The sequence below is a fragment of the Thiocapsa roseopersicina genome (assembly GCF_900106925.1).
Classification (GTDB): Bacteria; Pseudomonadota; Gammaproteobacteria; order Chromatiales; family Chromatiaceae; genus Thiocapsa; species Thiocapsa roseopersicina.
On the sequence record NZ_FNNZ01000016.1, the window covers coordinates 87,750 to 112,922 of the forward strand.

Consider the following 25,173-nt stretch of genomic DNA (forward strand, 5'->3'; position numbering starts at 1 on the left):
AAACGCGTTTCGGATGGTACCTCGCAGGGGGGCTACAGGGCTTGCAGGGATCGCCGGAATCGGCAGTTCGTCCGGAATCCGGAGGAGGGGTCGAGTTGTCGAAATCCCAATATTTTGCATTGTGAAATCAAATGTCGGCACACTTTTCCGGAGTAGGTACGCTTCAAAATATTGATTTTAATATCGTATTTCTCGCTCGCGAGAAATATTCCGTATTGTGATATAGATTACCTATTGCGGAATCTCTCCCTCGTTTCTAGTTTGCATCCAACGCCGCGGCGCATGTGATCACGGCCGACGCGACAACCAACCAGAAACGACCAGAAACGAGGAGAGACACCATGACCGCATCTGCGACGACACCCGATTTCTGCAACGGCGTGCTGCACTTCGCCAACCTGCCGTCCGACTTCGAGTGCCTCGGCGCGCGTCCGGCGATCCCGGAGGGCGCCCATCGGATCGAGGAGATCGACGCCGCGGCGGTCTATCAGACTCGGCTGATGGCCGATGCACTTCGCTACACGACGCTGCAGCTCTGTGCGTCCAAGGAGTCCGGGCATCCGGGCGGCTTTGCCAGCTCGGCCGATGCCTATGCGGCGCTGGTGATGCTCGGGCACACCAACATCCTGACCGAGGTCGGTCACCACGCGCCGGGCTTCTACAGCGCCATGTTCCTGGACGGATCGCTGGAGGCCATGGGTATCAGCGACATGCATCAACTCCAGACGCGCTTCCGCGAGCGCGACGGGCTGCTCGGTCACCTCTCGGGGGCCATCCCCGGCCTGCTCGCACCGGCCGGTCCGCTCGGCCAGGGCCAGCACTTCGCGATGGCCGCGGCCTATCTGCATCGCGAGACACTCTTCCCCGTGACGATCGGCGACGGCGGCTTGGGCGAGCCCTACATCCTCTCGGCCTTCAAGCACTTCCATACCGCTTATCCGGAGGTCACGAACTTCCTGCCGGTGCTGATCTGGAACGGCTTCAGCCAAGAGCATCACTCGATGGTCTCGCTGATGGACAACGAGAGGATGCTGGCCTACTGGCGTGCCCACGACTTCGGGCGAGTGATCCTCATCGACGCGAAGGACTACGATGATGCCGGGCAGGAGGGCGACTATGTCGACAGCACGCTCTTCGGCAACGCCGCCCGTTCGGCCTTCACCCGCGCGGTGCTCGAAGGCATGCGGGAGGCCGAGGCCTCCGCGCTCGGGGGCACCATGACCTGCTTCATCGTCAAGCAGCTCAAGGGCGCGGGCGTCCATGCCACGGGGGCCAAGTCGCACAACCTCTATCCGGGCGACAACGCGACCAAGCCGAGCATCGCCGCCGCGCTGGAGCGCGGCGCGCTGGCCCCGGAGGCCTGGGCCCTGGTGCGGACCAACATGCAGCGCGCCGGCGGCGGCCCGGCCGGCGAGACCGCGGTGACCGAGTCCGAGCGGGTGCCGAGCGACATCGGAACCCTGCCGACCCGCGCCTTCGCGGTGGGCGAGAAGGCGGTGCCGGCCAGCGCCATGGCCGAGATGGTGGCCGAGCTGGGTCGGCGCGATCCGCTGTTCGTGGTGACCAACGCCGACGGCAACGAGGCGTCGAACATGAAGGCGATAAACGAGGCCCTGAAGATCCGCCATCCGACCGAGGACGCTCTCTACAACCAGTCACCGACCGGCCAGGTCTACGAGCCGCTGAGCGAGGACGCCTGTGCCGGATTCGCCGCCGGTCTGGCGCTGTTCGGCGGGCGTTCGCTCTGGCTGTCCTACGAGAGTTTTGCGATCAACGGTTGGCCGATCATGCAGACCGTCGGCCAGGCGATGGCGGAGCTGCGGCGCAAGACCCCGGCCCTGGTGTCCATGTTTACCGCCGGCGCGCTCGAGCAGGGTCGCAACGGCTGGACCCATCAGCGCCCCGAGATCGAGAACTACATCGGCGGTCAGATGCGCAACGGCAACGTCTACCTGCTCTATCCGGCGGACGCCAACCAGATGCAGGCGGCCTATGGCTGGGCGACCGAGCAGTTCAACAAGTGCATCAGCATCATCGCGTCCAAGTCGGCACTGCCGGTCTATTCGACCCTGGAGCAGGCGCGCGAGGCGATCGAGCAGGGTGCTGTCTGTCTCGCCGACACCGGGCATGGTCCGGCCGGGACGGTGGTCTTCGCGTTGACCGGGGACATGGTGGCGCTGCCGGTCTTCGCGGCGAAAGAGACCCTGGAGAAGTCAGGCTACCGGGTGCGCATCGTCGCCGTGGTCAACCCGCGTCGGCTCTATCGTCCAAGCGATGTGGCCTGGCGCCATTCGGCCGAGCCGGACGATCGCTTCATGTCCGAGGCGGATTTCGAGGCGCTCTTCGCCGGCGATGCTCTGATCGGCGTGAGCGGCGGCGGCACGGTCGCCCTGGAGCCGGTGCTCCTGCGCAGTCGTGCCGCCGTGCGCGACCTTTTCGGCTGGCAGCGCGGGGAGACCACGGCGAGCCCGGCCGAGATCATGGCCTTCAACGGCATCACGGCCGAGACGCTCGACCGGCGTGCCCGCGACCTGATCGCGGCGGCTCGACCCGCGCTCGACAGCGCCGCTTGACCGGAGTCGTCCGGCGATCGGCGCACGCCTTGCGCGTGCGCCGATTTAAGGGAAAGGTGAAAGGCGAAAGGTGAAAGGTAAAAATCCCAATGTTCGTCGGGCGGAGATGACTCTCATGACCAGCCACTCAAACACCAAGATCATCGTCATCGACGACGACCCGACCGGGTCCCAAACCGTCCACGGCTGTTTGCTGCTGACGCGCTGGGATCCGGATACCCTGATCGAGGCGTTCCAGGACGCGTCGCCGCTCTTTTTCGTCCTGAGCAACACGCGCGGCATGGACGCCGCTGAGGCGGCGCGGGTGACGCGCGAGATCTGCGTGAATCTGCGCACGGCGATGGATCGGCTCGCGGAGGACGGGCGGGGGATCCAACCTTTGATCGTCAGCCGCTCGGATTCCACCCTGCGCGGCCATTATCCGGTGGAGACGGATGTCATTGCCGAGGAGCTCGGCCCCTTCGATGCCCACTTCCTGGTGCCGGCCTTCTTCGAGGGCGGGCGGATCACGCGCGATGGGGTCCACTATCTGATCGTCGACGGGGTGCCGGTGCCGGTCAACGAGACCGAGTTTGCGCGTGACTCGGTGTTCGGATTCAGCCATGCCTTTCTGCCCGATTATGTGGAGGAGAAGACCGGCGGGCGCATCGCGGCGCAGGCCGTCGAGCGTTTCGGTCTGGAGGATGTCCGTGGCGACTTGGGACCACGGCTGCGCGCCTTGACCGGGAACGTCTGCGGCGTTGTGGATGCCGAGCGCCAGTCGGATCTCGACGGCTTTGCCCGCCAGGTCCTGGACGCGGCAGGGGAGGGCAAGCGCTTCCTGTTTCGCAGCGCGGCGAGCCTGCTCACCGCGCTCGCTGCACTGCCGCCCCAGCCGGTCGCCCCGGCGGCTATGTCGACCTATGTCCGCGACGGACGCTCGGGCGTGGTGTTGATGGGATCGCATGTCGAGAAGTCGACCCGACAGCTTCGGCATCTCATCGATCACACCGACGTCGTCCCGGTCGAGATCGACCTGGATCGCTTGATCGCCGAGGAGGATGTCCTGCTGAAGGATCTACTCGGACGGCTCGAGACCGCCCAACAGGAGGGACGCGGCGTCGTGCTCTTTACCAGCCGAGGCGAGCGACAGTTCCCGAGCACGGCGGAGCGGCTTGCCTTCGGCGAGCAGGTCTCCGGTTTCCTGGTCAAGATCGTACGGAATCTCCCGCAGGAGATCGGCTTCCTGATCAGCAAGGGCGGCATCACCTCCAACGATACCCTGAGCCGGGGTCTGGCACTGCGCACCGCAAGGGTGCTCGGACAGATCCGCGCCGGCTGCTCGGTGGTGCGCTGTCCGGAGGATCATCCGCGGTATCCGGATCTGCCGGTGGTGATCTTTCCCGGCAATGTGGGCGGGGACGAGGCGCTGGCGGAAGCTTACGAGATCCTCGCAGACTCTAAACCGCGCCAAAGGTGACCCACGACGTCTTCACGGGGATGCGAGCTCAGCGCGACTTCCAGACCTCGGAGTCGACGCGGTTTAGAGGATTTAAACTGGAGTTGTGGTGGTTTGACGGGCTGTATCGGTGCCGACCATACTCATGGATGTCAACATATGATCCGGGGCCGGGCGATGCCGAGACCGCAACCCATTGTGCAGGATGACGCTCGCGCGTCCTATCCCGCCTACGACGACGACCTGGTCGGGTGGGCGGCGGCGAATGCCGCCTTACTCAGAGCAGGCTGTCTCTCGCAGGTGGACGCCTTGCACCTTGCCGAGGAGTTGGAGGACTTGGGAAAAAGCGAGCGTCGGTCCCTGACGAGCCATCTGGGCAACCTGATGCTGCACCTTCTGAAATGGCAGTTTCAGCCCGGGTTACGTGGCCCGAGTTGGCGGCTCTCGGTCAACAATGCCCGTGCGGCGGCTGCCGAGATCCTCGACGATAGCCCGAGTCTGCGCCCGGCCTTGCCGGCTCTCATCGACAAGGCTTACCCGCTTGCCCGTCGCAACGCACTCGCCGAAACCGGGCTTCCCGAGGCGACGTTTCCGCAGGATTGCCCCTACGCAATCGAGCAGTTGCTCGACGATGGTTTTTGGCCGGAGTCTTAATCCCACCGTCGAATCTCTTGCAGAATCCACCCCATTCGTTATATTGCTGCGCAGCAGCATAGACGCGAGCCGATCTCGCCCCGTTTCCTTGGCCGTTTCGACGGTCGCTCCAGAGGCAAACCGATGCTTCGAAAGATCCTGATCGCCAATCGCGGCGAGATCGCGGTGCGTGTGATTCGCGCCTGTGCCGAGATGGGCATCCGCTCGGCGGCCATCTACTCGGACGCCGATCGTCATTCGCTCCACGTGAAGAAGGCCGACGAGGCCTACTGCTTGGGAAGCGACCCGCTAGCCGGCTATCTCAACGTCCACAACATCGTGAATCTCGCTGTCGCCACCGGTTGTGACGCCGTCCATCCGGGCTATGGCTTCCTGTCGGAAAACCCGGAGCTGGCGCGAGCCTGCGTGCGGCGTGGTCTGACCTTTATCGGTCCGACCGCCGAGGTGATTGCCCGCATGGGCGACAAGACCGAGGCGCGGTTGGCGATGCAGAAGGCCGGTGTTCCGGTCACGCCCGGCAGCCCCGGCAATCTCGAAAACCTCGACGCCGCGCTGCGCTGTGCCGAGGAGATCGGCTATCCGGTGATGCTCAAGGCGACCTCTGGCGGCGGCGGGCGCGGGATCCGTCGTTGCGACGACCCCCAAGCCCTGCGCAACAACTTCGAGCGCGTCATCTCGGAGGCGACCAAGGCGTTCGGACGGGCAGAGGTCTTCCTGGAGCGCTGCGTGGTCAACCCGCGGCACATCGAGGTGCAGATCCTCGGGGATCATCACGGCAACTGCGTGCATCTGTTCGAGCGCGACTGCTCCATCCAGCGGCGCAACCAGAAGCTGATCGAGATCGCCCCCTCGCCGCAGCTCGACGAGGCGCAGCGCCAGTACGTGAACGGTCTGGCGGTGCTCGCGGCGCGCGCGGTGGGCTACACCAATGCAGGCACCGTCGAGTTCTTGCTGGACGACGACGGACGCTTCTACTTCATGGAGATGAATACCCGCATCCAGGTCGAGCACACCATTACCGAGACCATCACGGGTGTGGATCTGGTCGAGGAGCAGATCCGTGTCGCGGCGGGATTTCCGCTGCGCTTCAAGCAGCATGAGATCGCACGGCGCGGCTATGCGATTCAGTTTCGCGTCAACGCCGAGGATCCCAAGAACAACTTCCTCCCGAGCTTCGGGCGTATCTCCCGCTACTACGCGCCCGGCGGTCCGGGCGTGCGCACGGACGGGGCCATCTATACCGGGTACACGGTTCCGCCGCACTATGATTCGATGCTGGCCAAGGTCATCGTCTGGGCCCTCAATTGGGACGACGTGGTCAACCGCGGTCACCGCGCCTTGCGGGACATCGGGCTCTATGGCGTGAAGACCACGATCCCCTTCTATCAGGAGATCCTGCGGCATCCGGATTTTCGCTCCGGGCATTTCAATACCGGATTCCTGGAGTCGCACCCGGAGCTTCTGAACTACTCGACCAAGCGCCGCCGCGAAGACATCGCCGCCGCCCTCGCCGCCGCCGTCGCGGCGCACGCGGGTCTTTAATACCGAACCGAGCCGAGATCGACACATGCCCAAGATCAACATCACCGATGTCATTCTGCGCGATGCTCATCAATCTCTGATCGCCACGCGTATGCGCACCGAGGACATGCTGCCGATCTGTCCGAAGCTGGATGCGATCGGCTATTGGTCCCTGGAATGCTGGGGCGGCGCAACCTTCGACGCCTGCGTGCGGTTCCTCAAGGAAGACCCGTGGGAGCGTCTGCGCAAGCTGCGCGAGGCGCTGCCGAATACCCGGCTGCAGATGCTGCTGCGGGGTCAGAACCTCCTCGGTTACCGGCACTACTCGGACGACGTCGTGCGCGCCTTCGTCAAGCGCTCGGCCGAAAACGGCATGGATGTCTTCCGCATCTTCGATGCCCTGAACGATCTGCGGAACCTCAAGACCGCGATCGAGGCGACCAAGGCCGCCGGCAAGCACGCACAGGGCACCATCTGCTATACGGTCAGCCCGGTCCATGATGTGCCCGGCTTCGTGCGGATGGGCAAGGAGCTGGCCGCGATGGGATGCGACTCCATCGCCGTCAAGGACATGGCAGGGTTACTGACGCCCTTTGTCGCCGCCGACCTGGTCAAGGCCCTGAAGGACAGCGTCGATCTGCCGCTTCACCTGCACTCGCACGCGACTTCGGGCCTGGCCGACATGTGCCATCTGAAGGCGATCGAGAACGGCTGCGACACCGTCGATACCGCCATCTCGTCCATGGCCGGCGGCACCTCCCATCCGCCCACCGAGAGCATGGTCGCCGCGCTGCGGGGAACCCCGTACGACACCGGCCTGGATCTGGAAGCGATCCAGGAGGTCGGCATGTACTTCTATCAGGTGCGCAAGAAATACCACCAGTTCGAGAGCGACTACACGGGCGTGGATACCCGGGTCCAAGTCAATCAAGTGCCCGGCGGCATGATCTCCAACCTGGCCAACCAGTTGAAGGAGCAGAACGCACTGGACCGGATGAGCGCGGTGCTCGAGGAGATCCCGCGCGTGCGCGAGGATCTGGGATACCCGCCGCTGGTCACCCCGACCTCGCAGATCGTCGGCACCCAGGCGGTGCTCAATGTCCTGACCGAGAAGCGCTACCAGACCATCACCAACGAGGTGAAGCTCTATCTTCAGGGCCGTTACGGGCGCGCACCCGGCACCGTCAATCCGACCCTGCAGCAGCAGGCGATCGGCAACGAGGAGCTGGTCGAGTGTCGACCGGCCGACCTGCTCAAGCCGGAGTTTGAACGTCTGGTCGAAGAGATCGAGGGGTTGGCGACCTCCGAGGAGGACACGCTCACCTATGCCATGTTCCCGGAGATCGGTCGGGCCTTCCTCGAGCACCGTGCCGCCGGGACGCTGCATCCGGAGCCGCTGGAGCCGCCGCCGAGCGCCGTCGGTGCTCAATCCGCGCCGACCGAGTTCAATATCGCCGTCCACGGCGAGACCTACCACGTCAAGGTGACGGGCGCAGGCCATAAGGGACTCACCGAGCGCCACTTCTATCTGGACATCGACGGCATCCCCGAAGAGGTGTTGGTCGAGACCCTGGACGAGGTCGTCCTGACCGGCGGCGCGGACGGCGCCGTGAAGAAGGCGATCGCCGGCAAGCGGCCGAAGCCGACTCAGCCCGGTCACGTAACCACCTCCATGCCGGGCAACATCGTCGATGTCCTCGTCAAGGAGGGCGAGACGGTCACGGCAGGTCAGTCGGTCTTGGTCACCGAGGCGATGAAGATGGAGACCGAGATTCAGGCGCCGATCGGTGGAACCGTGACCGGGATCTTCGTCAGCAAGGGCGATGCGGTGAATCCCGACGAGGTCTTGCTCGAGATCGGTGCGGCTTAAACCGCGTCTGTCGAGAACCAAAGGCCGCGCATTTTGAGATCCTGCCGAGAAGAGGCCGTATATGACTTCGGACGGGTTGACCGCCAGATTCGCGATCTTGATCGCCGCCGCGGCACTGTCCTCGGGAAGCGGCGCGACGTGGGGCCTGGATTTGTCCGAGCAGTCCGCCCGAGAAGGATTGCCGTCGGCGCCGCAGAGGCCCGTCGGCCAGATGAATGCGGTTGCCGAGGCCGGCGAAAGCACAGCGACCGAGGTCGCCTTCTATCGCTGGATCGACCAGGCCGACACCGGGACCAAGATCAAGTTGCGCCTTCTTTGGAGCAAGACCACCAACAGCCGAACGATCCATGTCGACGTCGGCGACGAGAGGGTCATCTTGACGGGCGTCGTCGGCACTCGGCGAGAAAAGGAGATGGCCCACCGCACCGCCTCCCGCATGGTAGGTGTTGTCGGTGTCGACAATCGATTGGACGTCGATCCGGATGCGAGCCGCGTTGATCAAGGTGACCCATTACCGGACAAGTCCGATCCGGGAGTCTTCGATTCGTGGATTACCACCCGCATCACCGCGTCCTTGAGCTTCGACCGCACGATCGATCATGCACTCATCCGTGTGGCGAGCCACTCGGGCATTGCCACACTGAAGGGCCAGGTGCCGACATCGATGCAGAAGCGCGACGCAGGCCTCATCGCGGCAGATACTGCAGGCGTCGAGCGCGTCGAGAACGATCTGGTGGTCGCTCCTCGGATGTGAGAGCCCGTCGGAAGGCCCGTCGGACCGGTTGTCTACCCTGAGATTCGCGCTCCGCCCCTACGGCTCTCGATCCGTATGACGAGGCGAATCGATCGAGTGACCTACCAGATGATCTCCCCGGCATCATGCGCTGCAGCGACCGCGCGTCCGCGGCCCTCGTCGACGCGCAAGGCGACAACCAGGGCGACCGCGAACAGCAGCACGCAGAAGAGGATCGCGGTCTGCAGTCCTACCAGGACCTGCAGGAGTCCGATCGCAAGCAGTCCGAACATCCCGGCCAGCTTCATGGACAGGCCCCAGAAGCCGAAGAGCTCGCCCGAGCGCGACAGCGGCGAGAAGAGTCCGACCAATGTGCGGGTGGCGGACTGACAGGCGCCGAGGCTCAGCCCCGCGACACAACCGACCACCAGAAAGATGTATTGCGCCGGCCAATCGTGCCCCAGGACGTCACGGGCGAGGTCGCTCAAGAGCGGCGTGAGATAGATGAGCGCGATCGCCAGCATCCACATCACCAAGGTGATCACATAGGTCCGCAACGCCCCGAGCCGGTCCTGGATGAATCCGAATCCGAGTGCGCCGACGGCCGCGGTGATCTGCACGAGGACGAACATCAGCGTGCGCACCGACTCGTCCCAGCCGATGACCTGCGCCCCGTAGATGAAGGCGTAGGCGATGATGATGTAGATGCCGCTCATCGAGAAGAAGACCGAGACGAAAAGCACGCCCAGATCGCGATGGGTGCGCAGACGGGTCAGCGTCTGGCGGACCCTTGCGATGCCCACTCGCATGATGCCGGTTCCGGGTGGCAGGGCGCGCGCCCGACCGCGCTCCTTCACCCAGAGAAAGGTCGGAATGGCCGTGATCAGGAAGAAGGCGGCGGCCCAGGGCCCGACCCAACGGATACGCTCGAAGTTCTCGGCGCTGACGTCGCCGAGGACCAGCAGCACGAAGACCGCCGAGACCATGCCGCCGACATACCCAAGCGCCCATCCGAATCCCGAGATCTTGCCCAGGTCCTCCGGCGGGCCGAGCCCCGGAAGAAAGCTCGCGATGAACGACTCGCCGATCGAATAGGCGAAGTTCGAGACGATCAGGAGCAGCACGCCGAGCAGGGCATAACCGGGTGCGACGAAATAGAGCGCCGCCGTTGCGACCACCGTGAGCAGATAGCTCACAAAGAGAAAGCGCTTCTTGCTCGCCGTGTAATCCATGATGGCGCCGGCGACCGGGGAGCAGACGACCACCAACAGATAGCTTGTGGAGAGCGCCAGGCTCCAGAGCAGATTGCCGAGGCGATAATCCGGTGCATCGCCCACGATGACCCGGGTGAAGAGGTCGCCGAAGACGACGGTGATGATCAGCAGGGTATAGGCCTGGTTGGCGAAATCGAACATCGCCCAACCAAAGATCTCGCGTTTCGATGCGCGGATGCGTGTCGTCATGTCGGCCCTTGATGGGTGGGTGTGCTCTGGGGCGGGTTCGGCGCGAGCCGGGTCATGATCTGCAGACAGATGAGCCCAAGCACCATCAATCCTGCCACGACCAGCAGGGATCCGTTGAAGGTTCCGCTGATCTCGGCGACCTCGCCCGCGAGGACGGGGCCGAGGATCTGGGCGATCCCGTAGCCCAGGGTCAAGCGCGCCATGATCTGCGCCGGGTGCGCGGGATAGCGTACCCCGACCATGGTCAGGACCAAGGAGACGATGCCGATGAATGTGAATCCGAACAAGGCGGCACTCAGGATCGCGGCGACGAGTGACCCGCTGACGACCGGCAGGACGATTCCGATGATCTGGAGGCCATAGGCGACCTGAAGCGTGCGCAGATAACCCAAGCGGCGGGCGATTCGGTCCCAGAGGATCGGGGCCGGGATCGCGGCCACACCGACCAGAAGCCACATCCAATCGCCCAAACCTTGCAGGAGCGGCTGCTGCTCGGTGATCAACACCGTGAAGGTCGCATTGATGACATAGCCGAATCCGGCGCACACATAGGCGCCTTGGAGCAGCCACAACCAGGATGCGCCGGGTTCGGGCGAGGCGCCGAGGTGGCGGGGCGTGAGGGGTTGACCGCGATCGGGCGTGGGCAGTCCCAGCCACGCCGGGATCAGAAGGACGGCGCCGACCAGTGTCAGGGCGAGCCACTGTCCTTGCCAGGACCAGAAGAGTCCCGCGCCGGCGACCACCAGGACGCCGACCACGATCCCCAATCCGATCCCGCTGAAATGCACGCCGAGCTCGCTGCGATGATCATGTCGGATCAGCCAATTGAGGATCAGACCCGAGCCCAACATCAGCCCCGCAGCACTGCTCAGCCCAGCCAGATAGCGGCTGACGCCCCAGAGGATCGGCGACTCCCCCATTGCCATCATCAGGGTCGTGATCACGGCCAGGAGCAGGCCGGCACGATAGAGCCGGTCCTTGATCCGAAGATCCCTGAGTCGGCTGACGATCAAGACCCCGGACAGGTAGCCGAGATAGTTCCAGCCGGCCAGCCAGCCGGCGAGGGCCTCGCCCATGCCGGTCTCGCTTTGCAGAACCGGGATCATGGGCGTGTAGGCGAAGCGCGCCACGCCCATGGTCAGGATCAGGGCACAGACCCCGGATGCCAGAACGCTCCAGTGGCTTGGTTGATGGTCGGGTTGATGGTCGAGATGTTTCACGCGTCGTGGCGCCCCGGACAGTCCCGAACGACATCCGCGACGAGACGCGAGCGCCAGAGGTAGACCGCTACCGCGAGACTCGCCAGCAGCGAGAGCAAGAGCGGCTCGTCGATCGCATCGCGCAGCGGCAGGCTCGAGCCTGCCAAGGTCGCGACCAGGAGACCGAGATACATGACGATCGACAGACTGAGGATCTCCCGTGCATGTCGCCAAATGCGGCGCACCCAGTCCGGACAGGGTCGCCGCCGTCGGAATCCCGCCGCCATGACGAGGGCCGCCGGGAGATCGGCGAAGACGAATTCGGGCCGCACGAGGTTGCGCAGCACCTCGATCTCCTCCCCGGTCGTCGGCAGAAAGGTGATCCCCAAGAGCAGCAGATGGCGCACCAGGAAGACCAGTGCCAGCCAGAGCAGGATCGGGACCTTCAGGAGCAGGTCGTCGTCGTAGCGATGGCTGGCGTAGCGCGGCCGGCGATCCGGATGCGCGACGCTCATGACGCCCCCGCAGCGGACGACGAGCAGTTCCCCGACGGGAGGCTAGAGTCGGCGCGTAAGCAGGCGGATGGGCTCAAGGCGGCGGCGCTTGGTCGAGCTGTGCATAGATGCAGTTCAACGCAGGGGTGTTCGTACCCGTCGGGAAGAAGCCGTTGATGTCGGTCGCGTAGGTGCTTCGGTCGATGCGCCCGTAATAAAGCTTGCTGGTCTCGTCGAGGAAATAGTCGTTGTCGTCGCCGTTGCTGATGTTGATGACATAGTTCAGGGGCTGATTGCCGAGCGAGTGATGCCCGCAGGCATCGGCGATCTGATTGTAGAAGTTCTCTACGCCCGGCTTTTCGATCAGGCTATCCGGTGCGACCAGGTCGCCGCCGCAGCCGGACAGCGCCAGCATGATGACGCCGGTCACGGCCAGGGTGGTCCGCCGGCGTGTGTGCTCGAGTGCTTGCATGAGTCGTTCTCCTCGGGTTGATACTCATCGAACCCAGCTTGGGTCGAACGGATCGGGCTGAAACGCTCGATATTGCGCGACACCGTACGCCAAGTGATGCACGGACTGAAGAAAATTCAGCTCCGCCCAGGCATCGAGCGGCCACCCGGTGCGGTCTCCGCGTTTGTCGAGCATGAGATCGGAGAACATCGCGTCAAACGTGTCGGGGTCGCCCCAGACGAGATCGAGGCGTTTGATGACATGTGGAAACCTTTCCTCCAAAACGCAGAGCATGGCCGTCGCTCCTCAGTGGCGCGTGTCGCTCTTGGCGAGCGTCTTCGGTGGCTTTGACCGTACGAAGCATTCGGCGAGCCAAATCTACAGTTCCAGCCTAACTCTCTGATCTAGATCATCATACTCTGCGCCTGCCCGACTTCGCGACGGACTCGCTCGACATGGGCCGCGCCAATGTGACCCGGATGGTCAGCGTCGCGCGGCGCGCCCGGGATCCGGCACGGCGCTCCCCGTGTGCGGAGCGCCTCACTCGTCCGCGATCGAGACGTCCTTGCCGGCCGCCGTGAGCTCGGCGGTCTTCACGTCGATATAGTCGAACGGACTGTCGGGGTAGCGCTCGTAGTGGCGGCCGGCGACATACTCCAAGACGCCGCCGAAGTGGTAGCGGTAGAGCATGCTCTCGATCCGGGTGATCTCGCGTCCCCGGTCGAACAGCACGATGCTCGGGGTGTATTGGATGCCCAAAGATTCGGCGAGCGCCTTCGGTGTGGTTGCGTTGCCCATGGGGTCGATGATAGGTGTCTCCGAGCGGGTGTCGAGACGCACGAGGGTCAGACCCTTCAGGATGTCCCGGATCTCAGGGTCGGCGAGGTGACCGTCGTGCAGTGCATCGCAGGCCACGCAGGCAACGTCCTCGAACAAGAGGGCGAGGGGACGGTCGGTGACGTTCGCGAGATCCTCGATCGTCCGGATCTGCGGATGTTCTCGGAAGCTGTACACCTCGCTCGGGCGTTTGGCGGCGGCATAGTCGTTCAGCGACTGTTGCAGGTAGGCCCGTTCCTGCACATAGTCGAGGACGACCTTGAAGTCATCGCGGTTGCGATAGCCGCTGACGCGCGCGACCGGGCGGTTGGATGCGTCCAGAAACACGACGGTGGGGGTGAAGCACACCTGATAGAGCTCCGCCACCTCCTTCTCCGACATCGACATCTCCTCGGTCACGGCCACCTCGCGATCGCCTTTCGTATTCAGGGCGATGACCTCGAAATGCTCCTGGATAAAGTCGCGGTAGGGCGAGGTCGCGAAGTTTTCCTGGATCAGCTTGTAGCAGTAAGGGCAGCCGTTCATTTCCATGACGAGGATGAGATGCTTGCCGGATTCGGCGGCCTCGCTCACGTCCTCGGGGAGATCGAGAAAACTCTCTTTGAACCAGCTCGGATGGCTGAGCATCTTGGCGCCCGTGACCTCGCCGGTCGAGGTCTGGTCCTGCGCGGCGGCGGGGACTGCGCAGAGGGCTGCAAGCAGCGAGCAAAGAGTCAGAAGCCTTGTCGGGGATTTCGGTGTTGTGCCGAGCATCGAGAGCGTCTCCTGTACGGTGCGTTCGGTTGCCGATCCTAACCGGGAGGACGGTTGCCGGGAAAGGCTCGGTCTATTTCCCGCGCGGGCGCCGACGCGCAAGAGCCGTTGACAGGTCCGCAGCGGCTCGCTAAATTCGCGCCCTCTTGAGGGGAGTAGTCGTCCTTGCGTCGTGGCCTCTGTCATGATCAAGGGGCTCGTGTCAACACACTTGGCGGTGACGCCATGGCACGCGCGGCCGGTCGGCTTGACGAGACCTTGGGTGCGGTATCACGTCCGGCGAGGGGTTGGGCGTGTGATGCCGTGTCCTTGGTTTTCTCGCCCGACCCCCAGCGACAACACGTCATGCATCATCTTCCCGCGCTTTTTCGCCGCCCGAGACGTCTCGTCTCCGCGTGCCACATCCTATGCTTTGCGCCCGTTTCTTCCGGCGAGCCTCGATCACTCCTCGGCGCCATCGGCTGTGCGCAGAGGGCTTCGCGGTGAGCGATCTCGCCTTCTCTGAGCTCTCCCGATGGCTCTGGGCCGCGGTCACGACCTTCGGCGTGATCTTTCTGGCCGAGTTGGGCGACAAATCCCAGTTGGTCTGTATGACCTTGGCGGCCCGTCATCGTCGATGGCCCGTCTTGATCGGTGCGGTCGCGGCCTTCGTGGTCCTGAACAGCCTCGCCGTCGTTTTCGGCGTGGGGCTCGCGCAGTGGATCCCGGAGCGCGCTCTGGCGGGCGTCGTCGCCATCCTGTTCGCCGTCTTCGGGGTGCTCGCGCTGCGCGCCGAAGAGGCCGACGACGACGCGCCGCAGCGCAACTGGAGCCATCACGGTATCGTCATGGCGACCTTCTCGATGATCTTTCTTGCCGAGATGGGCGACAAGACCCAGCTGGCGGTCGCCGGCTTGGCCGTTACCTTGCCGCCCGTCGCGGTTTGGACCGGTGCAACCCTGGCCTTGGCACTCACCTCCGCGCTCGGCGTTTGGGTCGGATGCCGCCTGCTGCAGGTCATGCCGCTGCAGCGACTCCATCAGCTGAGCGGTGTGGTGTTTCTGATTCTCGCCGGGATCGCGCTGACGCGCGTGTTTTGATCTGTGGGCGCGCTCGGGCGTGCCGCAGCCCTTACACCAAAGGGCCGACATAGGTCCCGAGTAGAAGCACCGCCGACGCGGCGACCGTGATGAGAATGTTGTCGTCGATGGGGCCGAGCTCGTAGCGCTCGATCCAGGTTGCCACGATCGCCGAGATCAGGCCCCAGACCGGGATGGCCGGCTCGGCGAGTCCTCCGATAACCCAACCCATGGGCGCGCAGACGATGAGCATGAAGACATTGCCGATCGGACTCTTGGAGCGACGCCGTACCAGCAGGTTGCGCGCGATCCCGGTCACCCCGTCGCCGAACGCCATGTAGAGCGCCGGAAGGATGGCGAGCCAGGGATTGTCGAGCAGCCACCAAAGGATCGCGACCGAAAGGGCCCACATGAGGGCGAATTTGACATCGTTGCGGTTCTCGTCCGTCTGGAACCAGTAAAACCGAAGACCGGTGGCATGGGCGCCGTAGGTGAGCAGGGTCAACAGGAGCCCGCAGATCAGCGGATACCAAGGGCTGTCGAAGACCAAGGGGACCATCAAGGATCCGACGCCGCCGGCCAGCATGTGCACGATCTTACGGTTGTAGTAGACCGCTCGGATCGGCTCCATCCCGCGTGCGACCATGGCCCGGTAGGGAATCCGGGTCACGAAGAGGATCGCGAGGACGTAGAGGCTGAGGCCGGCGGCCCAAAGCAATTGCGATGAGATGGTCATAGGTGTAACCGCGTCCGAGGTGACCGATAGCGTTGCCGCAGACCCCACCCGTCGCGGCGTTGACGAGTTGACGAGTCGAAGCGGCTTAAACCGCGTCCAGAGCGACATGCGACATTTGCGTTTTGCGTTTGGCTTTGGAGATGTCCTCGATCTCGGTGAGACGCGGTTTAAAATTTAATTTTTTTAATATGTTAAACCGCGCCGACTCCAACGGTCGTCAAGTCGGCCGGGGTCGATCCCATCCGAAAACATCGCATACCACGCTGGGCGCGCTTTAAAGAGCAAAATCGATACACTTGAGCTGCGTCTGCACCTGCGGTTCCGAGGTTGTCCAAGGCCGAATTACGCGACGACGGCGCATGTTTAACCGGACGCGGCTCAACATGGCTCAAAGCAGCTTCACCAGCGCGGCGATCGCCCCGACTTGGGCGAATAAAAGCGGGATCAGCCACAGCAATAGGGTGTTGCGGCTGCGCTCGATTGCGGCCATCACCTCGCCGCGCAACTGCTCGATTTCCGTCTTGACCTCGCCGCGCAACTGCTCGATCCGGATGGTGAGATCCGCGCGCACCTGCTCGATCTCTCGGGTCAGCCGCAGCTCGGATTCGCGCAGATGGCCCTGGGTCGCCAACTCGGGCAGATGCGGATAGCGCTCTTCCAGACGTTCAAAGGCTTCGGCGATGACTCGCGCACGCGCCCGTTCGTCCGGCGCGCTGGCCAGTGCTTCGTAAAGCTCGACAACAGAACTCATGGCAGGCGTCCTTCCGTCGACCGATCGTGGCGACAGTGTATCCGAGGTCGCGATCAAAGCGGGAGGCGCCGAGTCTCTGCGCCGGGTCTCTGGCCAGGCGGTACGAGACGTTATACTGTATCCAACGGTTTGACGATGGCCGATCCAACGAGGGCAATCCACCGATGCTGCGTCGCCTCTTCTTTATCCTGCTCGTGATCCCCTGCCTCGCGCATGGGGGGAATCCGCTGACGGTCTTCGTCACGGTGGCCCCGCAGGAGGCCTTCGTGTCACGCATCGGCGGTGAGCATGTCCGCGTCAACGCCTTGGTGCGGCCCGGGCAAGACCCGCATGCCTACGAGCCGACCGCGCGCCAGATTGCGGCCCTGGCCGATGCCGATCTCTACGTGCGTGTCGGTGTCGGCTTCGAGGATGCCTGGATGCCGCGCCTGCTGGCAGCCAATCCGCACATGCGCGTGCTCGACGCCCGAGACGGCCTCGATGTGCGCCGCAAGGCCACGGAGCACGACCACGGCGACGATGGTCACGACCATGATCATGGCGACTTCGACCCCCATGTCTGGACGAGTCCGGCACGCGTGAGGATCATGGGCGCCCGGATCCGCGATGCGCTGATCGATCTGGCTCCGCAGTTCGCCGCGGACTTCGCCGCCAACTACGATCGCTTTGCCGCCGATTTGGATGCGCTCGATACCGAGATCCGCGAGCGACTCTCGGGCGTGGAAAACCGCCGATTCATGGTTTACCACCCGGCCTGGGGCTACTTCGCCGAGGACTACGGTCTGGAGCAGGTCGCGATCGAGCGCGAGGGCAAGGAGCCGGGTGCGCGTGCCTTGACCGCCATGATCGAGCAGGCTCGGCGGGAGGGTATAAGGGTCATCTTCGTGCAGCCTCAGCTCAACCCGGCGTCCGCCGAGCAGGTCGCGCGATCGATCGGCGGCCGGGTAGCGGTGATCGATCCCTTGTCGGGCGATTATTTCGAGAATCTTCGGCAGGTTGCCGATCTTATCGCAGGTGCCGGCGCGCCATGATCGTCGGAAGCGGCGAAGTGCGGACGGAATCGCCCAAACAACCCGTCATCTCAATCCGTGATCTCGGCTTCTCCTATGGAGAGTCGCCTGTCCTCGAGGGGGTCGATCTGGAGGTCCTCGACGGCGAGTTCGTGGGTCTGGTCGGCCCCAATGCCGGCGGCAAGAGCACGCTCCTGAAACTCGTGCTCGGACTCCTCGAGCCGCAGCAGGGGAGCATTCAGGTGATTGGACAGACGCCGCGCCAAGCGGTGCGTCGTGTCGGCTATGTGCCCCAATTTCCGACTTTTCCGCGGGACTTCCCGATCTCGGTCGAGCAGGTGGTCCTGACCGGACGGCTTGGCTTCGGACCCATGCTCGGTTGGTACCGCTCAAGCGACCGCACCGCGGCGCGCCAGGCGCTGGCCGAGGTCGAGGCGCTGGATCTGGCGCGTCGGCGCATCGGGACCCTCTCGGGTGGCCAGCTGCAGCGTGTCCTGCTGGCCCGCGCGCTGGTCGCCGAGCCGCTGATCCTGATCCTGGACGAGCCCACGGCCAACATCGACCAACGCATGGAGGGCGATATCTTCGACCTGCTCGCGCGACTCAACGCGCGGCTGACCATCCTGGTCGTCTCGCACGATATCGCCTTTATTTCGGGCTACGTGGATCGCGTCGCCTGCCTCAACCGCACCCTGGTCTGCCATACGACCGAGCGCGTCGACGGCGATCTGATCCATCAACTCTACGGCGACAATGTCCGCCAAGTCGCGCACGCGGGATCCGGACACGGACACGCTCACAACCTCGGTCACCAGGGGCACTGATCCGATGCAGGACTTTTTACAGGCGCTCGGCCAACACGCCTTCCTGCAGACCGCCCTGCTGGCAGGACTCCTCGCCAGCCTAGGCTGCGGCGTGATCGGGACCTTCGTGGTGGTCAAACGCATCGCCTTCATGGCCGGCGGGATCGCCCATTCGGTCTTGGGCGGTATGGGTGCTGCGCTCTATTTCGGCTTCGATCCCTTGCTCGGCGCGCTCGCCGCCGCCGTGCTTTCGGCCTTGTTGATCGGCCTGGTGCGGCTCGCCTGGAACGCCCAGGAGGACACTCTGATCGGTGCACTCTGGGCGATCGGCATGGCAATCGGGATCCTCTTTATCGCCAAGACGCCCGGCTACACGACCGACCTCATGAGCTTTCTGTTCGGCAACATCCTGCTGGTTCCGCGCCGCGAGCTTTGGTTCATGGCCGGCCTCGACCTGGTGCTTCTGGTCACTGTCATGCTCTTCTACCGACAGTTGCTCGCCGTGACCTTCGACGAGGAGTTCGCCCGCCTGCGCGGCGTACCCGTCGCCTTCTTCTATCTCCTGCTGCTCTGTTTGGTCGCAGTGACCGTGGTCTTGCTGATTCAGGTCGTCGGCCTGATCCTCGTGATCGCGCTGCTGACCCTTCCGGCGGCGATCGCCGGACATTATGTCCATTCGCTCGGCGGGATGATGCTGATCGCGACCCTGCTCGGCGGGGTCTTCACCTCCGCGGGTTTGGCGCTCTCCTACGGGCCGGACCTGCCCGCGGGGCCGACCATGATTTTGCTGGCCGGGAGCGTGTATGTCGTCTCCGCGGTTCTCAGCCGCTTTCTTGCGCGGCGCCGAGCGCGGCGACGTCGGCTCCTGACCGCAACGGGAGGGTAGGCGGATGGCGTCGATATCCAACAAAGCAGTGCTCGATCGCGCCGATGTCCTCTGTCGGGCGCGCGGTGTGAGACTCACCGCCCAGCGACGCCGGGTCCTCGCGATCCTTTGCGCGTCGCCCCGTCCATTGGGCGCTTACGAGATTCTCGATGCCATGCGTGAGGGCACCCGGACGCTGGCCCCGCCGACCGTCTACCGCGCGCTCGACTTCCTTCTCGAGCAGGGCCTGGTGCATAAGCTCGAGAGCCTGCATGCCTTCGTCGGCTGCAACCATCCCGAGCATCCGCACTCGAGCCAGTTTCTGATCTGCAAGAGCTGTGGCGCGGTTGCCGAGATCGAGGACGAGGCGATTGCACGCAGCCTCGGCTCCGCGGCCAGCATGAGCGGTTTTCAACCGCAGCGGCGCGTTGTGGAAGTGATCGGGACCTGTGCAGGTTGTGCGCAAAAAGCACGTTGAATCGCGAGGACTCAGTATGAATCGAATCCGTACCTACGCCGTCTCCTTGACCGCAATCACGATGTGTCTCGCCGTCGCGACTGTGCCGGCCGAGGACACCGAGCAGCGTCGCCAGAGCGCGCATGTCCACGGGATGGCCCACATGACGCTTGCCGCCGAGGGCAACAAGGTGCTGATCGAGCTGACAAGCCCCGCGGCGAGTCTGATCGGTTTCGAACGTGCACCGCGAACCGACGATGAACGTGCCACTCTCGCGCTGGCCACGGAGAACCTCGAGGCCGGCGATGCCATGATCCGCCTGAACATCGAGGCCGGCTGCCGGTTGGAAACGGCCGAGATCGATGCCGGGTTTGCCGACTCCGGACAAGGCCGCGAGGCGAAGCACGCGCACGATCACGACGCCGATCAGGGCGCAGACGGGCACGCCGACTTCGTCGTGCACTACAGCTTCGTCTGCGACAGACCCGAAGCCCTGGGCTCGGCCGCGCTCGGCCTCTTCTCGGGCTTTCCGGCCCTGGAGCGTGTCCTGTTTCAATACGTGACCGCGGAGGGGCAGGGTGGGGCGGAGCTCACCCCGCGTGCGCCCGTCGTGACCTTCGTGCCGCTCTAAACCGCGCCCGGTGTTTGACGGACAGCTTCTGGGGGTCGCTAAACTCGGAGCGACGAACGCTGTAGGAGTTGGCGCGGTTTAGGTGAAGAATATCTCTAATCATCGGGTTAAGATTTTTCTTGATGCGTCGGCTCCCGGGTTTCGGCGTTGTTTCGTCGGGCCTTACGGGCAAAAGGAAAGCCCCGACCCTGACGAGCTCCGGGATAGCTCCGAACCGTCGCGGTATATCGGGCACCATTCGGGCCACCCCGCGCAAGGGAAGCATCGCGCGTTACGCAAACACGCGTACTCGAGACACCGCGCCGCCGTGCGTCTATCTCCCGGAATCGAATAGCAACCGTTCTCGCAAACCTTGCATGTGGACTTGGGACAATGGAAAAGCTCCTGATTCGCTCCCGAAGACACCCTTCCGCTGTACTCTTGGCTGTGCAGCTTCTCGGCGTACTCCTGTACCCTTTCGTTGAACAATCGCCGGTAAGCCATGTTGTGCTGAACATTTTCGGCCTTCTCGTGCTCGGCATTACAACGAACATGGTGCGAAACACCCCGGGATGGACATGGATCAGCGTCTGCCTGGCGATACCGATCGTCGTGATGCTGATTCTGCAGATGACCGATGAGATGCCGAACCTGTTGCCATGGTCGTCCGGACTTGAAGCGATATTCTATTTTTATGCCGCCGGCAGCTTGATCGCTTACATGATGGGAGATTACAACGCCACCATCGACGAGCTGTTCGCGGCGGCCGCGACCTTTACCCTTATCGTTTGGGGGTTTACGCACCTGTTTGTGATGACTCAGGCGCTTCAACCGAATGCCTTCGCGGAAGTCGGCTCCGATGCCACACCTAGGACGTGGTCCGAGCTCAATCATTTGAGTTTCGCCTTGTTGACAGGCACCGGGATGGGAAACGTCGTCGCCGTGTCTTCGCATGCGCGCGCATTGGCGAGCATTGAAATGATGGCGGGCTTGATGTACTTGGCCGCCGTTGTCACGAGGCTGATCGGATTCACGACGCATCCTGCTGACGGCGGGCAGTCGAAAAACAAGTAAACCCCCATGTGAAGCGCAATGGAAAACCCGCGAGCCGGCGGCGACCAGGGGACAAATCGGGGCAATCCAGAATTTCGAATAACACATTTTGTGTCAAGTCATGCACTCAGGTATATCGAGTTCTTCACTATGACCCGAGTTGACATAAACCTATAACTAGAGATGTCCGGCCGGGCCACGCCATCGCGCCGGAGCTCGCCCGGATGATGGTCGCACCCTGCGGACCGCATCCCGCGTCATCGACCAGAAATCGACGTTTGTGGATTTGACCGGGCTGCGGTATGTGTGCGCGCCAGGCGGCAACCCGCCAAAAAGACCAGCCGAATCACCTTCCGAGGAGAGCCGAGCATGTCGAGACGAGGCCGTCACCGTCCGTCCATCGTCACCTGGCGCGAGTACCTCCGCCAAGTGTTCGATCATGAGGGGTTCCCGACGTTTCCCGATCTGAATCTGCTCGCCGAAGGAGACTCCTGGTTCACCATCAGTGGCTTACCCCCCTATAACCTCCTCTTCGAGCTTCGTTTCCGTAAGCACACCCGCATCGTCAACTGCGGCACGCCGGGCGACACCATCGTCAGCATGGCCAGCATTGCCCGAAGCCAGCAGCTGCGCGAGGCGCTCTCGCCGGGGATCAAGCGCTGGGATGCCATCCTCCTGAGCGGCGGCGGCAATGATTTGATCAACGCGGCCGGCAATATCGTTCTGCCCAAGAACAACCGGCCGACCCATCCCGGCAACCCAGCCGACTTTTGCGACCAAGCGGCGCTCCAAGACCTGATCGAGGACGTCCAAGACGGATATCGGCGCATGGCCGCCATGCGCGACGTCCCCGGCGGCCCGAGCCGCGGGGTGCCGATTCTCGCCCATACCTATGACTACGCCACGCCCCGCGACGCGCCGGCCATCTTCGGGAGCCTCGGTCCCTGGCTCCATCGGGCGTTCAACGATCGGGAGATTCCGCCTGAGGACCGGGTCGAGCTTGCCGACTGCCTTACCGATCGCTTGGCCAACGGACTCCTGGCGCTCACCGCCGGGTCGCATCGAATCCCCGATCTAATCGTGGTGGACACCCGCGGCACCCTGACCCGAGCCGCGCTCGGGCACCGCGGCGACAGCCACGACTGGCAGAACGAGATTCACCCCAACGGCGGCGGCTACGAGAAGCTCGCCAAGCGCATCGAGCCGGTCCTCGAGGGGCTGCTGGGTAACTGACGGTGACGACAGCACGGGCGTGGCGCCGTGTTGCCCCCGGAGCCGAGGGCTCTTGCCGCGCACACCCCAGGGATGAGCGTGCCCTCCAGCCTACCCGGCACCTACGCCGTACTCCTTTCCCCGATCCATCAAGAACCGGTCCAGATCGGACGACTCGGAATCCTGATGCTGAGCACCGGTGTCTTCATCTACGTCGGCAGCGCGCTCGGCCCCGGCGGGATCGCCTCACGTTGCAGACACCACCAGCGGATCTCCACGTCCCCACACTGGCATTTGGATTATCTGAGACCCCACTGCGAGATCATCGGCTACTGGATCGTCTACGGCACCGAACGACGCGAGCACGCCTGGGCACACGCCCTGGGCAGGCTCCCCGGAGTGCGTCGACCACTCCCCGGCTTCGGCTCAAGCGACTGCGATTGCCCGACACACCTGATCGAGCTGAACGCCGCACCGCAGCCCTAGACCTTGATACGCATCCTGGGACCAGGCACCGCGTGGTTTCCCGAGCTGCCATGATTCCGCCGACGTACCCCGATCCTCGGTGCGACCGATCCCGGCCAACGGCAGCCACCAACCGGATCAACGCCTCATGACCAAGATTATCCTACGCATCCCCGAGGGCGCCGAATGGCCGGTGATCGGCCGAAACCCGGAGAACGGCTCCCTGATCCTCCGGCCCGGCTTCCTGATCGAAGCAGCCGAGGCATCCGGTTGCACCTTGTACGAGGACGGCAGCAACCGACCGCTCTTCACGGAAGACATGATTGCTGCCCTGCTCCTGGAGTGGTATCGCGAACGTCGCCAGATGGGCGCCCCTGCTTGTCCGATCATGGAAGCGGTCATCCAGGAGGCGCGAAAAGAGTCCATGCACTGATCGCCTGCTCTCCCGCACGACCGCGATCAGATAGCCACCGGCGAGCACCGCGACGCCTGCTCGATCCTCCTCCCGATACCAGCCGCCCCCACCTGCGCACGCCGCACTCCGGTTCAGCCACCATTCAGGTTCGCCCGCGTAACCTTGCACCACCCCGGCGCGGGCACCACCCTCGCCACGACCGCACCACCCAACCGACGCTCGACTGACGGAGATCCGAGCCATGTCCCCAGACCGCAGCCTCCTCGGCGCCACGCTCTTGATCATGATCGGCACCACGACCGTCTTGGCCGACCCACCGCACCAAGGCGACTCGCCGCAGGTTCAGCTCGCGCGCGGTGAGCCCCTCCTGCTAGCTTGGCGGGACCGAGCTGGTCAATCCGGCTATGGGTACGACGATGACGATGACGACGACGACGATGATGACGACGACGACGATGATGACGATGACGATGACGATGACGATGACGACGACGACGACAGCTATAGCTACAGGGAGCAGGATCGCTACGACTTCAGGGACCAGGATCGCTATGGCTACAGCGAGCAGGATCGATACGACTACGGCAGTTCAGCGCCCTACGATCAGTACGCACCCGAGCCTGTCGATGATGCCGTATTTCGCATCATCCAGGATGTCAGCGATCTGACGGAACGCCTATCACGATAGACCCGGCCCTAATCACACCCGCCCGCTCTCCTGGCTTCAACGAATGAAGCGGTCGCGGCGAGCCTCGACCCGCCCTGATGGTCCACCGTGGCTGGTTCCCCGCAAGAGCGGCCGAAACCGGAGGGATTCTCAGCGGCGGTCTCGTCACGGCCAGTCGATAGCCTGCAACACCTTCCCGACCGAGACCCCGGCTCGTCCGGCGCACGCTCATCCCGATGCCACCCCGCCCCGCACCTCCGCACGGCACCGGGACAGGCAAACAACGCCTGACCCGGCGCCGCGCTCCGGTCCGGGGCTCCTCAGTCCGGCGCACCCTCGTCAGATGAAGAGCGTGCCCCTGTCACCCGCCTTGCAGATCAGCACCCAACGGCGCCGCAGTCTGATTCGGGTGGTGGCGGCCCCGTCGGGCGCCGGCAAGGCGGGCGCCAGGGGCACGACCATGTGGACATCTCCCCCCCGGCCCCCGCTGGGGGTGGATCGAGCGTGGCCAACCGGCTCTTGGCACACGACGCCAACAGCCGGTTGGCCACGACCCGAGGATTTTCATGCGGGAGGGCCCGCACCCCGGCCCTGCGGGGTCGCTGCGCTCCAAAAGGTGCGTCTGCCCCCGCCGGGTCGTGCCCGGCAAACAACGCCGGTCACTCCTTTCCGGCGGGGGCAGCCGAGCCCGAGGATTTTGATGCCGGTGTGCGCACGCACGGCAGTGATCCTCGGTCCACCCTGCCGCGCCGAGGTCGGGTCGGCTCATCCGCGCGCGACTCGCCGCCCTGACGGGCGTCTCGCCGGGCGCGCGCAGCGTCGGCGCGGCTGATAGGTCCGCGAATCGGGCGCCCGGCTCCGACGCCGGGGTAACGAGTTAGCACACCGCCGCGAAGACGGCTACGCCACTTCGCGGCGCATGCCCTCGGAGTGATGCAGACCGTCGGAGCAGGGCCGCTCTGCTCGGGTCTCCTAAAGTTTAGCGCGGGTTGAGTGCGGTCAGCGATTTTGATGGTTTCGCGATCAAGTTGCGTGATAGGGGTCGGCGAAGCGCTCCCCCGGTCTCGCGCGGCCGGGGTGTGGGC

At 64.1% G+C, this 25,173-nt stretch carries 25 protein-coding genes and 1 riboswitch; of the genes, 17 read left to right on the top strand and 8 right to left on the bottom strand.

Going from position 1 to position 25,173, the window contains the following annotated elements:
- Positions 1 to 341 precede the first annotated feature (341 nt).
- The 6 genes from BLV04_RS16425 to BLV04_RS16450 all read left to right on the top strand — a co-directional run bounded on the left by BLV04_RS16425 (position 342) and on the right by BLV04_RS16450 (position 8,810).
- The gene (locus BLV04_RS16425; protein WP_093034565.1) at positions 342 to 2,573 is read left to right on the top strand and encodes a phosphoketolase family protein; all 2,232 of its coding nucleotides are present in this window, start codon (positions 342 to 344) and stop codon (positions 2,571 to 2,573) included.
- A 115-nt stretch (positions 2,574 to 2,688) separates the two neighbouring features.
- Positions 2,689 to 4,032 carry a four-carbon acid sugar kinase family protein gene (locus BLV04_RS16430; RefSeq protein WP_093034567.1) on the top strand — a complete coding sequence of 448 codons (1,344 nt, stop codon included), beginning with the start codon at positions 2,689 to 2,691 and terminating at the stop codon, positions 4,030 to 4,032.
- A gap of 156 nt (positions 4,033 to 4,188) precedes the next feature.
- Positions 4,189 to 4,665: a DUF29 domain-containing protein gene (locus BLV04_RS16435; protein ID WP_093034657.1), complete on the top strand. Its 477-nt coding sequence runs from the start codon at positions 4,189 to 4,191 to the stop codon at positions 4,663 to 4,665.
- Positions 4,666 to 4,788: 123 nt separating this feature from the next.
- Positions 4,789 to 6,207, top strand: coding sequence for an acetyl-CoA carboxylase biotin carboxylase subunit (locus BLV04_RS16440; protein WP_093034570.1), 1,419 nt, complete (start codon positions 4,789 to 4,791; stop codon positions 6,205 to 6,207).
- 25 nt (positions 6,208 to 6,232) lie between these two features.
- The gene (gene oadA / locus BLV04_RS16445; protein ID WP_093034573.1) at positions 6,233 to 8,056 is read left to right on the top strand and encodes a sodium-extruding oxaloacetate decarboxylase subunit alpha; all 1,824 of its coding nucleotides are present in this window, start codon (positions 6,233 to 6,235) and stop codon (positions 8,054 to 8,056) included.
- A 76-nt stretch (positions 8,057 to 8,132) separates the two neighbouring features.
- Entirely contained in the window at positions 8,133 to 8,810 is a 678-nt protein-coding gene (locus tag BLV04_RS16450; protein WP_175534667.1) for a BON domain-containing protein, read from the top strand.
- Between the two features lie 101 nt (positions 8,811 to 8,911).
- On the opposite strand, the gene BLV04_RS16455 is transcribed toward BLV04_RS16450, so the two are convergent.
- The 6 genes from BLV04_RS16455 to BLV04_RS16480 all read right to left on the bottom strand — a co-directional run bounded on the left by BLV04_RS16455 (position 8,912) and on the right by BLV04_RS16480 (position 13,986).
- Positions 8,912 to 10,252, bottom strand: a complete 1,341-nt coding sequence (locus tag BLV04_RS16455) for an MFS transporter (RefSeq protein ID WP_093034579.1) — start codon at positions 10,250 to 10,252, stop codon at positions 8,912 to 8,914.
- A complete protein-coding gene (locus BLV04_RS16460; protein ID WP_093034583.1) occupies positions 10,249 to 11,472 on the bottom strand; it encodes a YbfB/YjiJ family MFS transporter in 1,224 nt (407 codons plus the stop codon). Before BLV04_RS16460 ends, BLV04_RS16455 begins: the two co-directional genes overlap by 4 nt.
- Complete coding sequence (locus BLV04_RS16465; RefSeq protein WP_093034586.1) at positions 11,469 to 11,966, bottom strand: DUF2919 family protein; 498 nt, start codon at positions 11,964 to 11,966, stop codon at positions 11,469 to 11,471. Before BLV04_RS16465 ends, BLV04_RS16460 begins: the two co-directional genes overlap by 4 nt.
- Before the next feature lie 73 nt (positions 11,967 to 12,039).
- Positions 12,040 to 12,417, bottom strand: a complete 378-nt coding sequence (locus BLV04_RS16470; RefSeq protein WP_093034589.1) for a hypothetical protein — start codon at positions 12,415 to 12,417, stop codon at positions 12,040 to 12,042.
- 24 nt (positions 12,418 to 12,441) lie between these two features.
- A complete protein-coding gene (locus BLV04_RS16475; RefSeq protein WP_093034592.1) occupies positions 12,442 to 12,690 on the bottom strand; it encodes a hypothetical protein in 249 nt (82 codons plus the stop codon).
- Between the two features lie 246 nt (positions 12,691 to 12,936).
- Positions 12,937 to 13,986 carry a thioredoxin family protein gene (locus tag BLV04_RS16480; protein ID WP_093034595.1) on the bottom strand — a complete coding sequence of 350 codons (1,050 nt, stop codon included), beginning with the start codon at positions 13,984 to 13,986 and terminating at the stop codon, positions 12,937 to 12,939.
- A gap of 142 nt (positions 13,987 to 14,128) precedes the next feature.
- Positions 14,129 to 14,315, top strand: a riboswitch (yybP-ykoY riboswitch).
- A 153-nt stretch (positions 14,316 to 14,468) separates the two neighbouring features.
- On the opposite strand from BLV04_RS16480, the gene BLV04_RS16485 reads away from it, so the two are divergent.
- On the top strand, positions 14,469 to 15,065 hold the full coding sequence (locus BLV04_RS16485) for a TMEM165/GDT1 family protein (protein ID WP_093034660.1): 597 nt from the start codon (positions 14,469 to 14,471) through the stop codon (positions 15,063 to 15,065).
- 31 nt (positions 15,066 to 15,096) lie between these two features.
- Here the strand turns inward: BLV04_RS16485 and BLV04_RS16490 are convergent, their stop codons facing one another.
- Both BLV04_RS16490 and BLV04_RS16500 read right to left on the bottom strand, forming a co-directional pair.
- Positions 15,097 to 15,780 carry a hypothetical protein gene (locus tag BLV04_RS16490; RefSeq protein WP_093034598.1) on the bottom strand — a complete coding sequence of 228 codons (684 nt, stop codon included), beginning with the start codon at positions 15,778 to 15,780 and terminating at the stop codon, positions 15,097 to 15,099.
- 388 nt (positions 15,781 to 16,168) lie between these two features.
- Positions 16,169 to 16,531: a DUF1640 domain-containing protein gene (locus BLV04_RS16500; protein WP_093034604.1), complete on the bottom strand. Its 363-nt coding sequence runs from the start codon at positions 16,529 to 16,531 to the stop codon at positions 16,169 to 16,171.
- Between the two features lie 164 nt (positions 16,532 to 16,695).
- Here BLV04_RS16500 and BLV04_RS16505 point away from each other — a divergent pair, with 164 nt between their 5' ends.
- The 10 genes from BLV04_RS16505 (at position 16,696) to BLV04_RS24985 (ending at position 24,109) form a co-directional block, all read left to right on the top strand.
- The gene (locus tag BLV04_RS16505; protein WP_093034607.1) at positions 16,696 to 17,562 is read left to right on the top strand and encodes a metal ABC transporter solute-binding protein, Zn/Mn family; all 867 of its coding nucleotides are present in this window, start codon (positions 16,696 to 16,698) and stop codon (positions 17,560 to 17,562) included.
- Positions 17,559 to 18,365 carry a metal ABC transporter ATP-binding protein gene (locus tag BLV04_RS16510; RefSeq protein WP_093034610.1) on the top strand — a complete coding sequence of 269 codons (807 nt, stop codon included), beginning with the start codon at positions 17,559 to 17,561 and terminating at the stop codon, positions 18,363 to 18,365. The genes BLV04_RS16505 and BLV04_RS16510 overlap by 4 nt, the downstream gene beginning before the upstream one ends.
- 4 nt (positions 18,366 to 18,369) lie before the next feature.
- Positions 18,370 to 19,230 carry a metal ABC transporter permease gene (locus tag BLV04_RS16515; protein ID WP_093034613.1) on the top strand — a complete coding sequence of 287 codons (861 nt, stop codon included), beginning with the start codon at positions 18,370 to 18,372 and terminating at the stop codon, positions 19,228 to 19,230.
- Between the two features lie 4 nt (positions 19,231 to 19,234).
- A complete protein-coding gene (locus tag BLV04_RS16520) occupies positions 19,235 to 19,687 on the top strand; it encodes a transcriptional repressor (protein ID WP_093034618.1) in 453 nt (150 codons plus the stop codon).
- A gap of 16 nt (positions 19,688 to 19,703) precedes the next feature.
- Positions 19,704 to 20,297, top strand: a complete 594-nt coding sequence (locus tag BLV04_RS16525) for a DUF2796 domain-containing protein (RefSeq protein ID WP_093034620.1) — start codon at positions 19,704 to 19,706, stop codon at positions 20,295 to 20,297.
- Positions 20,298 to 20,669: 372 nt separating this feature from the next.
- Positions 20,670 to 21,350 carry an Ion channel gene (locus BLV04_RS16530; protein WP_093034623.1) on the top strand — a complete coding sequence of 227 codons (681 nt, stop codon included), beginning with the start codon at positions 20,670 to 20,672 and terminating at the stop codon, positions 21,348 to 21,350.
- Between the two features lie 348 nt (positions 21,351 to 21,698).
- Positions 21,699 to 22,562, top strand: coding sequence for an SGNH/GDSL hydrolase family protein (locus BLV04_RS16535; protein ID WP_093034626.1), 864 nt, complete (start codon positions 21,699 to 21,701; stop codon positions 22,560 to 22,562).
- Positions 22,563 to 22,634: 72 nt separating this feature from the next.
- Positions 22,635 to 23,027: a GIY-YIG nuclease family protein gene (locus BLV04_RS16540; protein WP_093034630.1), complete on the top strand. Its 393-nt coding sequence runs from the start codon at positions 22,635 to 22,637 to the stop codon at positions 23,025 to 23,027.
- Between the two features lie 127 nt (positions 23,028 to 23,154).
- The gene (locus tag BLV04_RS16545) at positions 23,155 to 23,439 is read left to right on the top strand and encodes a hypothetical protein (protein ID WP_139191950.1); all 285 of its coding nucleotides are present in this window, start codon (positions 23,155 to 23,157) and stop codon (positions 23,437 to 23,439) included.
- Positions 23,440 to 23,662: 223 nt separating this feature from the next.
- Positions 23,663 to 24,109, top strand: coding sequence for a hypothetical protein (locus BLV04_RS24985; RefSeq protein WP_093034636.1), 447 nt, complete (start codon positions 23,663 to 23,665; stop codon positions 24,107 to 24,109).
- Positions 24,110 to 25,173: the final 1,064 nt, after the last annotated feature.